The 12090-nt window shown below is 75.1% G+C and carries 12 protein-coding genes; 5 read left to right on the forward strand and 7 right to left on the reverse strand.

The window, feature by feature from the left end; genetic code table 11:
• The first annotated feature begins 139 nt into the window (after positions 1–139).
• Together hemG and hemQ are read left to right on the forward strand one after the other, a co-directional pair.
• Complete coding sequence (hemG, locus tag ABZ937_RS05030; protein ID WP_361685770.1) at positions 140–1630, forward strand: protoporphyrinogen oxidase; 1491 nt, start codon at positions 140–142, stop codon at positions 1628–1630.
• Positions 1631–1635: 5 nt separating this feature from the next.
• Positions 1636–2367, forward strand: coding sequence for a hydrogen peroxide-dependent heme synthase (gene hemQ, locus ABZ937_RS05035; protein ID WP_361685772.1), 732 nt, complete (start codon positions 1636–1638; stop codon positions 2365–2367).
• A 14-nt stretch (positions 2368–2381) separates the two neighbouring features.
• Here hemQ and ABZ937_RS05040 read toward each other — a convergent pair whose 3' ends face one another.
• The 6 genes from ABZ937_RS05040 to ABZ937_RS05065 all read right to left on the reverse strand — a co-directional run bounded on the left by ABZ937_RS05040 (position 2382) and on the right by ABZ937_RS05065 (position 9761).
• Entirely contained in the window at positions 2382–4040 is a 1659-nt protein-coding gene (locus ABZ937_RS05040; protein WP_361685774.1) for an alpha/beta hydrolase, read from the reverse strand.
• Positions 4041–4188: 148 nt separating this feature from the next.
• The gene (locus ABZ937_RS05045) at positions 4189–4968 is read right to left on the reverse strand and encodes a TIGR04222 domain-containing membrane protein (RefSeq protein WP_361685776.1); all 780 of its coding nucleotides are present in this window, start codon (positions 4966–4968) and stop codon (positions 4189–4191) included.
• Positions 4969–5065: 97 nt separating this feature from the next.
• Complete coding sequence (locus ABZ937_RS05050; protein WP_361685778.1) at positions 5066–5881, reverse strand: DUF4142 domain-containing protein; 816 nt, start codon at positions 5879–5881, stop codon at positions 5066–5068.
• A 358-nt stretch (positions 5882–6239) separates the two neighbouring features.
• On the reverse strand, positions 6240–7556 hold the full coding sequence (locus ABZ937_RS05055) for a DUF692 domain-containing protein (protein WP_361685780.1): 1317 nt from the start codon (positions 7554–7556) through the stop codon (positions 6240–6242).
• Between the two features lie 89 nt (positions 7557–7645).
• Complete coding sequence (locus tag ABZ937_RS05060; RefSeq protein WP_361685782.1) at positions 7646–8776, reverse strand: glutamate--cysteine ligase; 1131 nt, start codon at positions 8774–8776, stop codon at positions 7646–7648.
• 271 nt (positions 8777–9047) lie between these two features.
• Positions 9048–9761: an aminoacyl-tRNA hydrolase gene (locus ABZ937_RS05065; protein ID WP_361685784.1), complete on the reverse strand. Its 714-nt coding sequence runs from the start codon at positions 9759–9761 to the stop codon at positions 9048–9050.
• A 128-nt stretch (positions 9762–9889) separates the two neighbouring features.
• Here ABZ937_RS05065 and ABZ937_RS05070 point away from each other — a divergent pair, with 128 nt between their 5' ends.
• The 3 genes from ABZ937_RS05070 to ABZ937_RS05080 are packed head-to-tail and all read left to right on the forward strand — an operon-like array spanning position 9890 to position 11902.
• A complete protein-coding gene (locus ABZ937_RS05070) occupies positions 9890–10327 on the forward strand; it encodes a DUF6086 family protein (RefSeq protein ID WP_361685786.1) in 438 nt (145 codons plus the stop codon).
• 31 nt (positions 10328–10358) lie between these two features.
• Positions 10359–11234, forward strand: coding sequence for an ATP-binding cassette domain-containing protein (locus ABZ937_RS05075; RefSeq protein ID WP_361685788.1), 876 nt, complete (start codon positions 10359–10361; stop codon positions 11232–11234).
• A complete protein-coding gene (locus ABZ937_RS05080; protein ID WP_361685790.1) occupies positions 11231–11902 on the forward strand; it encodes an ABC transporter in 672 nt (223 codons plus the stop codon). The genes ABZ937_RS05075 and ABZ937_RS05080 overlap by 4 nt, the downstream gene beginning before the upstream one ends.
• Here the strand turns inward: ABZ937_RS05080 and ABZ937_RS05085 are convergent.
• Positions 11894–12076 (reverse strand): hypothetical protein, encoded by a 183-nt coding sequence (locus tag ABZ937_RS05085; protein ID WP_208035061.1) that lies wholly within the window; start codon positions 12074–12076, stop codon positions 11894–11896. The two genes, ABZ937_RS05080 and ABZ937_RS05085, sit on opposite strands and share 9 nt — an antisense overlap.
• Positions 12077–12090 lie beyond the last annotated feature (14 nt).

Consider the following 12090-nt stretch of genomic DNA (forward strand, 5'->3'; position numbering starts at 1 on the left):
CCGGCCCCTCCGCGCCACCTCGCCGGACGACGAGCGCGCCCCCGCCGCCACCCGCGCCCCGCACGTCCGCCGCGCCCCCCCCCGTCCGGCTCCGGCCTGCCCCTGAGAGGCGCTCGCGGGGTCTGAGAGAGTGGGGGACATGAGCGCAACGGGTAGGGGCTTGGGGCACGTCGTCGTCATCGGGGCCGGCATCGCCGGGCTGGCCGCCGCGCACCGGCTGCTGGGGCGGGGCGCGCGCGTGACCGTGCTGGAGGCCGGCGGAAGGGTCGGCGGCAAGCTGCTGCCCGGCGAGATCGCCGGCGTGCGGGTCGACCTGGGCGCCGAGTCCATGCTCGCCCGCCGCCCCGAGGCGGTGACCCTCGCGCGCGAGGTGGGCCTCGGCGAGCGGCTCCGGCCGCCGGCCACCGCGACCGCCTCGATCTGGACCCGGGGCGCCCTGCGGCCCATGCCCAAGGGCCATGTGATGGGCGTGCCCGGCACCGCCGCCGCGCTCTCGGGTGTCCTCTCCGACGAGGGACTGGCCCGCATCGAGCGCGACGCCGGCCTGACCCGCACCGAGATCGGCGACGACGTGGCCGTGGGGGAGTACGTGGCCGCCCGGCTCGGCCGCGAGGTCGTCGACCGGCTGGTCGAACCCCTCCTCGGCGGGGTCTACGCGGGCGACGCGTACCGCATCTCGATGCGCTCGGCCGTCCCGCAGCTCTTCCAGGCCGCCCGCGCCCACGACTCCCTGACGGAGGCGGTCCGCGAGATCCAGGCGAAGGCGGCCGCGGCCCAGCAGACCGGGCCGGTCTTCATGGGCGTCGAGGGCGGGGTGGGCCGGCTGCCGCTCGCGGTGGCGGAGTCGGTGCGAGCGCGGGGCGGCGAGATCCTGACCGGCGCCGCGGTGACGGAGCTGAGAAGGGTGGGCTCGCCGCTCGCGCAGCCCCCCGGGGCGGCGCGGCCGCACACGGTCTGGCGCGTGGTCGCCGGCGAGCGGGTCCTGCATGCCGACGCCGTGATCGTCGCCGTCCCCGCACCCGTCGCGGCCGGCCTGCTGCGCGCCGAGTCCCCCGAAGCCGCCGCCGAGCTGGCCGCCGTCGAGTACGCCTCCATGGCCCTGATCACCCTCGCCTACCGCCGGGCCGACCTCGCCCTCCCCGAGGGCAGCGGCTTCCTCGTGCCGCCCGTCGACGGCCGCACCATCAAGGCGTCCACCTTCGCCTCCCAGAAGTGGGGCTGGATCGCCGAGGAGGACCCGGACGTGGTCGTGCTGCGGACCTCCGTGGGCCGGTACGGCGAGACGGAGATCCTCCAGCGGGACGACGCCGACCTCGTCGACGTCTCCCGGCACGACCTGCGCGAGGCCACCGGCCTGGACGCCGTACCCCTCGCGACCCGCGTCACCCGCTGGACCGACGGACTGCCCCAGTACCCGGTGGGCCACCACGCGCGCGTGGCCCGCATCCGCGAGCACATCGCCAAGCTGCCGGGCCTCGCGGTGTGCGGCGCGCAGTACGACGGCGTCGGCATCCCGGCGTGCGTCGCGAGCGCGTACGCGGCCGTCGACGGACTCGACGGCGACCCGAGCGGAATCCGGGAGCTTACGGCCAACCCGGTGCAGAGCCTGCACGGCGGAGCGGGAGAATAGGGACCATGAGTGACGACGCCCCCACCACCGAGTCCGGCAGGATCCCGAACAAGGGCAAGCTGGCCAAGGACCTCAACGAGGTCATCCGCTACACGCTCTGGTCCGTCTTCAAGCTGAAGGACGTGCTGCCGCAGGACCGCGCCGGTTACGCCGACGAGGTCCAGGAGCTGTTCGACCAGCTCGCCGCCAAGGACGTGACGATCCGCGGTACCTACGACGTCTCCGGCCTGCGCGCCGACGCCGACCTCATGATCTGGTGGCACGCCGAGACCAGCGACCAGCTCCAGGAGGCGTACAACCTCTTCCGCCGCACGAAGCTGGGCCGCGCCCTGGAGCCGGTCTGGTCGAACATGGCGCTGCACCGGCCGGCCGAGTTCAACCGCTCGCACATCCCGGCGTTCCTCGCCGACGAGACGCCCCGCAACTACGTCAGCGTCTACCCCTTCGTGCGCTCCTACGACTGGTACCTCCTCCCCGACGAGGACCGCCGCCGGATGCTCGCCGACCACGGCAAGATGGCCCGCGGCTACCCCGACGTGCGCGCCAACACGGTCGCCTCGTTCTCCCTCGGCGACTACGAGTGGATCCTGGCCTTCGAGGCCGACGAGCTGTACCGCATCGTCGACCTCATGCGTCACCTGCGCGCCTCCGAGGCCCGGATGCACGTCCGCGAGGAGATCCCCTTCTTCACGGGCCGCCGCAAGGACATCGCAGAACTGGTGGCGGGCCTGGCCTGAAGCGCCCCTTCGGGCTAGCCTCGGCCGGCCTTCCCCTTGAGGGCGTCCCGCCGAGCCCCCTTGTCGGCCGAACCGCCGGAGGCAACCGGTTCAGGGCGCGGCGCGCACGACGCGTGCCGCGCCGGGACGCGGCCCTCCAGCAGATACGCGTACAGGTGTCCGTTGACGCACTTGTTGGGTCCGCCCGCGATGCCGTGCGTGCCCGCGTCCCGCTCGGTCACCAGCACCGAGCCGGCCAGCCGCCGGTTCATCTCCAGCGCGCCCTGGTACGGCGCCGCCGCGTCCCGCTCGGCCGCCAGGATCAGCACCGGCGGCAGCTCACCCGGCCCGGTCCGCACGTCCAGCGGCTGCTGCCGGGGCGCCGGCCAGTAGGCGCACGGCAGGTTCATCCACGCGTTGTCCCAGGTCTCGAAGGGCGCCACCCGGGCGAGCCGGGTGTTGTCCCGGTCCCACACCTTCCAGTCGGTCGGCCAGGGCGCGTCGTTGCACTCCACGGCCGTGTACACCGCGCGGCTGTTCTCCGCCTCGGCGGCCGTCCGGAGGTTCGGCGCGGCGAGCCGGACCAGCGGCGCGGGGTCGCCGTGCAGATACGCCGAGAGCGCCGCGGCCCGGCTCGGCCAGAAGTCGTCGTAGTACCCCGCAGACAGGAACACGTCCTGCAGCTGGCCGGGACCGACCTTGCCGCCCGCCGCCTTCCCGGCCAGCCGGTCGCGCGCGGTGTCGTAGCTGCGCTGCACCTTCGCGGGTGTGGCGCCGAGCCGGTACACGTCGTCGTGGCGGGCGATCCAGTCCCGGAAGTCGGCCCAGCGGTCCTCGAACGCCGCCGACTGCTCCAGGTTGCTGCGGTACCAGATCTTCTGCGGGTCCGGGTCCACCGCCGAGTCCAGCACCATGCGCCGCACGTGCGAGGGGAACATCGCCGCGTACAGGCCGCCGAAGTAGGTGCCGTACGACGCCCCCACGAAGGTCAGCCGGTTCTCGCCCAGCGCCGCCCGCAGGACGTCCAGGTCCCGGGCGTTGTTGAGCGAGTCGTAGAACCGCAGCCCGCTCCCGGACCGCTGGGCGCAGCCGCGCGCGTACGCCTTGGCCTGCGCGACGCGCTGCCGCTTGTACGCCTCCGACGGATGCGTCGGTGACGCGGTGGGCGCCTTGAGGAAGCGCTTCGGATCCTCGCAGGACAGCGGCGCCGAACGGCCCACCCCGCGCGGGGCGTAGCCGATCAGGTCGTAGGCGGCGGCGACCTGCTTCCACTCCGGGACCTTGCCGACCAGCGCGAAGTACATGCCGGAGGCGCCGGGGCCGCCCGGGTTGTAGACCAGGGCGCCCTGCCGGGGGACCTTCCGCTTGCTGTTGTGCGGGTCCTTCTGGGTGGCCCGGGCGCGGCTGACGGCCAGCTTGATGTGCTTGCCGCCGGGGTGCGCGTAGTCCAGCGGGACGGACACCGTGCCGCACTGCACGCCGGCCGGGGCGTGGGGCACATCGGCGGCGGAGCACGGGCCGAAGTCGATGCCGGCCGCCCCGGCGCGGGCCGCCGCCACCGCGGTGCCGAGCAGCTCGGCCGTGCCGGGGGCGCTCCAGGTGCCCGGGGTGCCGGGCGCGCCGCTCGCCGGGGCCGCGGCCAGAGTGGTCACGAGCAAGGACCCGGCGGCCGAGTAGAGGGCGGCAGCTTTCATCGCGTATCCCTTCGGTGCGCGGCGGCGATGGCACGACTGCCACGGCCCGGCGACCACAAAAGGGATATTTCGTATGACTATGGGGGAAGGCAAGCACCGTCCCGCCGGTGTCGGCGTCAATGCCCCTTATGCGCCCCCGGAGTCGCGCTCACTCCCGCCGGGGCTGGTCCCGGTGGGCGAAGGCCGCGCGCAGCTCCGGCTCACCGACCGCGCGGACGCCGCGTACGGCGACGGAGGTGAGGAACGACCGCTCGTCGCCGTCCGGCCTCCCGGGCAGCGTGCTCAGCAGCCGCTGCCCGGCCGGGGAGGCCCAGCGCGAGTAGGGGTGCACCTCGAACCGGGCGAGGGCCAGGCAGCTCAGCACCAGCGTGAGGGGCAGGGCGAACCACAGCCCGACCAGCAGCCGGGGCGTCCCGGTCTGGACGGGGAGCAGCAGGGCGGTCACGGCCAGCGCCACCACGGTCAGCGCGGCGGTCCGCACCTGCCGGACGGCGGTTCCCACGTTCGTCCCCGCGCCCTCGGGCACCGCGAGTCCCGCGCGCACCAGGCCGTCGGCCAGCCGGCCCACGGCCTCCGCGCCGGCCGCCCGCGCCCGCACCGGCGCGATCCGCGACTGCCCCTCGGGCCCTATGGCCCCTATGACGGACCGTTCCATCTCGTCGCGCCCCCGTGGGTCCACGACCGTGGCCCAGCCGGTGTGCGCGAGCAGCAGCCGCCGCTGGCGGGCCATGGAGACCAGGGTCACGTCGGCGACCCGGGCGGGGCCGCCGGAGAGGAAGGCCGCCTCGTACAGCGTCAGCTGATGCTCCCGGTCCGCCGGTGCGTCACGCGCCTCGACGGCCGCCGCGCGGACGGCCGTCAGGCACAGCCGGGTGCAGGCCGTGCCGGCGAAAGCCCAGGCCAGGAGCAGAAGAAGGACCCAGAACATGACGTGTTTGTATGCCAGGGGCCTGGGCCGACGCCATGCCCTGTTCACGATCCGGACGGAGTGTTGGCGGTACGTTACGTTCCGCTTTTCGGGCTGGTCAGGGGCTGCTCGTCGCCGGCGGCGGGCCGGCGACGGCGGGTGGCAGGGAGGAGATCTCCCCCGGCGAGACCGCTCCCTGTGAAGCCGCTGCCTGTGAGGTCGCTCCCGGCGACGGTGCGACCGGCACGGCGGCGCTCGGAGCGACCTCCGGCGGGGTCGGCACGGGCGACGCGGAGGCCGCCAGATCCTTCGCCAGCGCGGCGAAGTCGACGTACCCCGTGGCCTCCAGGATCTTGATGTGGTCCAGGACGGTCGCGTTGGCGTCGTCGGCGAGATCGCGGACCAGGGAGTTCTGGGTGCCGGCCCGGACCTGGGCGACCAGGGAGAACACCCGCCCGTGCGCCAGCCGCAGCAGGCCGGCGAACTGGCGGTCGAAGTCCTGGCCCCCGGCCGCGTTCAGGGTGTCGAGCCACTGCTTCTGCTGCTCGTTCGGCTCGTTGGGCAGGGCCACACCGAGCTGCGCGGCCACGGTCCGGACATGCGCGTCCAGGGAGGTGTGACCGTCGACGAGATGCCGCCCGGCGGTGCGGACGGCCGGCGTGGTCCCCTTCCGCTCCGCCAGCTCCCCGGCGGGCAGCTCCCACAGCCCGGCCAGCCGGACTCTGGTGACGAAGTCCCGGTCCTGCGCCGACAGCGGGCCGAACGGGGTCGTCACCGTCTGTGCGCTCAGGACGTTCGCGCTCGCCGGGTCCTGCCGGTCGGCGTAGGACCACAGCGGGACGAGCAGGGCCACGACCGTCGCCGCGAGGGCGGTGACGATGAGCCCGGTGCCGCTGAACAGGCCTCGGCCGTGGACGGGGGGACGCGGTCGCATGGTGCCTCCTGCACCGCACGCCGGGGGTGCTTGGGTGTGGGTGCGGGGTTGGCATATTACTGGGGGCGGACAAGCTCCCGTCGGCCGGTCGCGGCTCAGGGCGACCGTTCGGCGCCGGCGCCGCAGCAGCCGTGCCGTCGCCCTGCGCTCGCGTGATGCCGGGCCGGTGCGGTCCGGCCAGGGCGTCTCGCCGGTAGTCTCCGCTCATCGGCCGCTGCCGGGCGTGCTCCGGGGACGCCTTTCGGTATCCCGGCCCAGGATCACCGGCAGTTCGGGCGCCACCTCGGTCACGCCTACGAGGCGGCCCCCGGGTGGGCGGACAAGCACCCGTCGGCCGGCCACGGCTCAGGGCGACCGTTCAGCGGCGGCGCCGCAGCAGCCGTGCCGTCATCCCCCGCTTCCGCGGTGCCGGGCCCGCGCGGTCCAGCCACCATTCCCGCAGCTCCCGGCGGGCCTCCGCGTCCGCCGGCCGCCCCAGTTTCAGCAGATGCCCGGCGAAGTCCAGGGCGTCCCGCCGGTAGCCTCCGCTCATCGGCCGCTGCCGGGCGTACTCCAGGAACGCCTCCCGGTACCCCGGCCCCAGGATCACCGGCAGCTCGGGCGCCACCTTGGCGACCACGCCCGCCCGCTTCGCCGCGAGCGCCCGCGCCTGCACCCCCATCCGCACCCGGTCGAACCCCTCCGGCACCGGCGTCCCCGCCACCAGGGACGACAGTACGGCGGCCTGGGCCACCCCGAGCCGCTCACGAACGTCGGCCACCGGACGCGCCAGGACTCCGACACCCCCGGCCCCCGCACCGGCGACGGCGCCTCCCGTCGCCGTACCGCCGACCGTCGTTCCCCTTCTGCCGCGGCCGACCGTCACGGCCTCCCGGATCGCGTCCAGCTCCCGCTCCAGCTCGGCCGGCTCGGGGAAGTCCTCGTCCCGTTCCAGGAGCACTCCCGGCGGCGCGACCCGGGAGGCGAGGTCGGTCAGGATGCCGAGGACCGGGCGCGGGACGGGGTGCGCGTGGCTGTCGTGCCAGACGCCGTCGCGCTCGAAGCCGCCCGCGACATGGACGTAGGCGATCGCCTCCAGGGGCAGCGCGGCCAGCGCCTCGGCCGGGTCCTCGCCCCGGTTGACGTGGTTGGTGTGCAGGTTGGCCACGTCGATCAGCAGGCGTACACCGGTCCGTTCCACCAGCTCGGACAGGAACTGCCCCTCGGTCAGCTCCTCGCCCGGCCAGGAGAACAGCGCGGCGATGTTCTCCAGGGCCAGCGGCACCGGCAGCGCCTCCTGGGCGATGCGGACGTTCTCGCACAGCACGTCCAGGGCGTCCCGGGTGCGCGGCACGGGCAGCAGATGGCCGGCCTCCAGCGGCGGCGACGCGGTGAGGGCGCCGCCCGCGCGGACGAACGCGATGTGCTCGGTGACCAGGGGGGCGCCCAGGGCCTGTGCCCGCTCGGCGAGCGCCGCGAGCCGGCCCTCGTCGGGACGGTCCGCGCCGCCGAGGCCGAGGGAGACGCCGTGCGGGATCACCGTCACCCCGCGCTCGCGCAGCCGCAGCAGGGACTCGGGGAGGTGCCCGGGGCAGACGTTCTCGGCCACGACCTCCACCCAGTCGATGCCCGGCATCCGCTCCACGGCGTCCGCGATCTCCGGCCGCCAGCCGATCCCCGTCCCCAGTCGCCGCATGGTGCTTCCCCCTCCTCGGCCTGTGCTCGTGCGTCGAGTGACGGGGATATCGCCCCGGCGGACGGCCCCGAATCCCCTCCCTGACGCGTTCAGAGCAACATTTGAGGTTCGTCCACCGCCGGGCCGGCGTCCGGCGCCGCGCCGGTGAGGAGGCCGACGAGGGCGGGCCCGCCCGTCCGCAGCGCCCGGCGCTGTCGGTGCGCTCCGTTGCCCTCGTCCAGCAGCCGCCGGACGCCCGTGGTGACGCGGTCGAGGTCACCGGCTTCGCCGAGGGCCGCGGCGACATGGTCCAGCAGCGCGGCGACCACGTCGGCGGCCGGCTCGCCGCGCAGGCTGCGCGGGTCGAGGAGGTCGCCGTCCAGCCCGTCCCGTGCCGCGTGCCAGGTCGCCGCCGTCAGCAGCTCGTGCGGGAGGTGATGCGGAGGCGGCGCCTTTCCCGCGTCCTCCCGCAGTGCCGTGGCGACCAGGCCGCGGGTGAGGCCCGCGAGCGTCACGGCCTCGTCGATCCTCACCTGTACGTCCATGGCCCGTACTTCCACGGTGGGATGGCGCTCGGACAGCCGGGCGTGCCAGTAGAGCCGGCCCCGGCCACGGATCACCCGCGCGTCGAGCAGCGCCTGTGTGCGTCGCTCGTAGTCCGCGCCGTCCGCGAAGACGGGCGGCGGGCCGCTGACGGGCCAGCGGCCGTAGACGAGGGTGCGCCAGCTCGCGAACCCGGTGTCGCGTCCGCTCCACAGCGGCGAGTTGGCCGCCAGGGCCACCAGGACCGGCAACCATGGACGCAGCCGGTTGAGCGCGACCACACCCTGGTCCCGGTCGGGAACGGCGACGTGGACGTGCATGCCGCAGATGGAGTGCTCGTGGATCACCCGGGGGGTCTCGGCGGCGAGCTCCCGGTAGTGCGGCTCGTCCGTCGGCGGGGTCGGCACCGGGCTCGGGAAGGGCTCCGTTCCGGTCATCGCCGGCCGGCAGCCCACCGCGGACGCCGCCGCGCCCACCGCCCGGCGGAGCCGCGTGAGGTGCCGGGTCGCGTCGTCCAGAGTGCGGCAGACCGGGGTGGCGATCTCCACCTGGTCCTGCAGCAGCTCGGGCATCAGCTCGTCCGCCGGGAGACCGGACCGTCGGCGGGCCAGCGTCCGGACCTGCTCGGACTTGGGCACGGGAAGACCGCTGTCCGGGTCCAGCAGCAGGTACTCCTCCTCGATACCGAGCGTGAGCATGGGGCCATTGTTCGCGACGGGGTCCGGGCGGACAAACCGATGGAGCGCGCGCGAGCCGCCGCGCGGGCCAGAAGCACGCGGTCCACCTGGGCCGATGGCGCGCAACATGCCGCTCCCGTCGTAAGGGGGGCCTTGAGCTGTTCGACGACGTCATTCTGGCCGGGCGGGCGAGCTTCCTTGAGGGCGGAAGGCGGTCCGTCCATGAGCGACCTCGTCGGCGTACCCGGTCACCTGCTCGGCGCTCCCGCCCGCGCGGCCGAGCAGGGGCTGTTCACAGCGCCGGGTGCTCCGCCACCACCGTGCACGACCCCGGTGCGATCTCCGTGAAGCCGGCGTCGCGTACGACGGGGAGGCCGGCGGTGGTCAGGCGGGGCCAGTCGGCGGGGGCGGCCGTGCGGACGGCGAGGGGGTAGCCGGCGTCCCGCCAGGCCGCGCGGGCGGTGCCGGACAGCGCCCACCAGGCCAGCTGGGCGCCGTGCCCGGCCTGGGCCATCGCCTTGCCGGCCGACATCGCCAGGTCCGGGTTGAGCCAGAGCACGGGCTCCGCGGGGCCGGCCGGGAGGGGCGGCTCCGGATCGTCCAGTTCGGTGCCCGAGACCTGGAGCTTCGCCAGGTCCTTGGGCCAGCCGTCCAGCGGGATCGGCGGGAAGACCCGGACCTCGGCGGACTTGCCGGTCACCGTGATGCCGGGCAGTGCCTCTGCGCGCCGCCACTCGGCGCCCCGGGCCCGCCGCACGACCTTCCGGATCCGCGCGTCCTCCCAGTTCCGCACCGCCTCGGCCCACTCCCCGTCGCCGTGCGCGCGCTCGTCGCCGAGCAGGACGAGCACGGCCCGGGCGGCCGTCTCCAGCGCGTCGGTACGGGCGGGCGGGGCGCTCCGCTCGATCCGTACGACGAGCGGCAGCACGAACTGCGGGGCCTCGTCGCGGGGACTGCGCTCGGGCTGGAAGGGACTGGCGGCGGCGGGTGCGGGAACGTGGCTCACGACAGCCCAGCCTACGAAGCCGCGACCCCGCCGATCAACGCACCGGCGCCGAGGGGGAAATTCCGGCGCCCGGCGATGAACCCACTGGCTACGCTGACCCGTCTTGATCGACGGAACGGGGGGTGCTCATGAGCCAGTACTTCGAGATCGGGGACGAGACGCTGTGGAATCCGGCCACCAGGGCCGCACAGCTCTTCCTGCGGCAGGTGGAGGTTTTCGAGGCCGAGCTGGGGCTTCCGTCCGGCCTCGGGCCGATGCGGAACGACGAGTGCAAGATCGACCCGGCCGTGCTCGCGGTCTTCACGCACGCCCTGCTCGACCGGCACCGCCGCACGAGCCACAGCATCATCCTGGCCCTCTCCGAGGGCTTCGTCGGCACCGTCCTGGTCCTCGCCCAGCGCGCCGGGATCGCCATCGACTGGGCCCGGCTCGAAGCCTTCCCGGACGGCCCCCCGACGGACGTACAGGTCTCGGCCGCCGGGATGTCCGGACCGGGGGACGGGGGGCCCTGGGCCGCGGCGCTGCGGGCCCGGGCGGCCGAGCTGAGCCGGGGCATGGCCCGCTGACCCGGACGGGAACCGCACCAGAAGGACCCTCATGCACCGTGACCTGCGCCTGACCGCCGTGGGCCGCCGCTACGGCATCCGCGGCCCCTGGGTACTGCGAGGCGTCGACCTCACCCTCGCTCCCGGCACCCTCACCCGGATAGAAGGGGCGAACGGCACCGGGAAGTCCACCCTGCTCCGGCTGCTCGCCCGGCTCGACGCGCCCACTGAGGGCCGGATCACCGGCCGCCCGCGCACGGCGTACGTGCCGGAGCGTTTCCCGTCCGCCCTGCCGTTCACGGCCGTCGGCTATCTGACCCACCTCGGCACCGTCCACGGCCTGCCCCGCGCCGTCGCCGCCCGCCTCGCCGCCACCTGGCTGGAGCGGTTCGGCGCGGGCGCGTACGCCGGTACGCCGATGGCGCGGCTGTCCAAGGGCAGCAGCCAGAAGGTCGCCGTCGCCCAGGCCCTGCTCGGCGACCCGGAGCTGCTGGTGCTGGACGAGGCGTGGACCGGCCTCGACGCGGCGGCGCGGGCCGAGCTGGAGCGGGCGGTGGCCGAGCGGACGGCCGCCGGGGGAGCCGTGGTGTTCGTGGACCACGACCCGGGCCGGCTCGCCGGAGCACCGGACGCGACCTACGCGGTGACCGACGGCGCTCTGGAACTCCGTACGGACCCGGGGAGTCCGCCGGCCGGTCCGGTCACCCTCGTCACCGCTCGGGGACCGGCGGGCGGGCACCTGCCGCCGGACGCCGCACGGATCCAGGTCTCCGTCGAGGAGACCGCCCCCGGCGACTACCGCCTCACCGTCCCCGCCTCCCACTCCGACGTCCTGCTGCGCGCCCTGCTCACGGCCCGCCCGCCCTGGCACGTGGTGCGCGTCGAGCCCGCCGACGCGCCGCCCCCCGACCCCGGAAGCCGCCCATGACCGCGCTCCTGCGCTACCAGGCCGACCTGCTGCTGCGCTCCCAGCGCTGGCTGCCGCCGGTGATCCTGTACACCGCGTTCCTGGGGATCGGGGTGCGGAGCGGCGAGCCGGTCCTGGACTCGCTCGGCTACACGGCCGCCGGCCTGCTGCCGGTCGCGGCCTGGCTGGTACGGATCTGTGCCACCGGCGAGCCGGCCGCGGCCCGTGCCTGTGTCGCCGCCGCCCGCGGACCCGCCCGGGCGCATCTGGCCTGCCTGCTCACCGCCCTGTTCGCGGCCATGCTGCTCGGGGTCGCGGCCACCGTGGTCGTGCTGCTGATCAGCGACCCGGCGAGCAACGGCCACCGGGTCCACGTCCCTGCGCCGCGCGCCGCCGCGGCGGGGCTGCCGGCCGTCCTCGCCTGCGCGCTGATCGGCACGGCCGTCGGCGCGCTCACCAACCGCCCGGTGCTGCGCTCCACCGGCCGTGCGGTGCCCGCGATGCTGCTCGGCGCGCTGCTCGCGGTGGTGCTGGCCGGATCGCCGGCGCAGGCCGCGGTCAGCGGCCTGGTCACCGGCTCGCAGACCGGCCGGGCACCGCTGCCGCTGCTGCCGCTGGCCGGCGCGGCCCTGCTCACGGCCGCCGCCTTCGCCGCCGCGGCCCACCTCACCGCCCGCCGGTCACCCTGAGCAGGCGGTGCGCTGCGCCTCCTGCCACTCGCACACGGGACACAGCGTGATGCCCTTGTACGACTCCGGGTACTCCGTGGGCTCCCGGCACAGCACGCAGTCTGCGTACGGCGGCCCGTCGGCCTTCGCCGGCTTCACCGTCTCGACGATCGTGCAGTAGTCCTCGTCGCTCATGCCCTCAGCGTAGG

Origin of the sequence: Streptomyces sp. NPDC046727 (genome assembly GCF_040645635.1) — a bacterium.
GTDB lineage: Bacteria > Actinomycetota > Actinomycetes > Streptomycetales > Streptomycetaceae > Streptomyces.

Coding starts and splice junctions, on each gene's coding strand:
- hemG (WP_361685770.1), top strand. CDS start 140: ATGAGCGCAACGGGTAGGGGCTTGGGGCACGTCGTCGTCATCGGGGCC.
- ABZ937_RS05080 (WP_361685790.1), top strand. CDS start 11,231: ATGACCGCGCTCCTGCGCTACCAGGCCGACCTGCTGCTGCGCTCCCAG.
- ABZ937_RS05055 (WP_361685780.1), bottom strand. CDS start 7,556: ATGCGGCGACTGGGGACGGGGATCGGCTGGCGGCCGGAGATCGCGGAC.
- ABZ937_RS05050 (WP_361685778.1), bottom strand. CDS start 5,881: ATGCGACCGCGTCCCCCCGTCCACGGCCGAGGCCTGTTCAGCGGCACC.
- ABZ937_RS05075 (WP_361685788.1), top strand. CDS start 10,359: ATGCACCGTGACCTGCGCCTGACCGCCGTGGGCCGCCGCTACGGCATC.
- ABZ937_RS05085 (WP_208035061.1), bottom strand. CDS start 12,076: ATGAGCGACGAGGACTACTGCACGATCGTCGAGACGGTGAAGCCGGCG.
- ABZ937_RS05040 (WP_361685774.1), bottom strand. CDS start 4,040: ATGAAAGCTGCCGCCCTCTACTCGGCCGCCGGGTCCTTGCTCGTGACC.
- ABZ937_RS05060 (WP_361685782.1), bottom strand. CDS start 8,776: ATGCTCACGCTCGGTATCGAGGAGGAGTACCTGCTGCTGGACCCGGAC.
- hemQ (WP_361685772.1), top strand. CDS start 1,636: ATGAGTGACGACGCCCCCACCACCGAGTCCGGCAGGATCCCGAACAAG.
- ABZ937_RS05045 (WP_361685776.1), bottom strand. CDS start 4,968: ATGTTCTGGGTCCTTCTTCTGCTCCTGGCCTGGGCTTTCGCCGGCACG.
- ABZ937_RS05070 (WP_361685786.1), top strand. CDS start 9,890: ATGAGCCAGTACTTCGAGATCGGGGACGAGACGCTGTGGAATCCGGCC.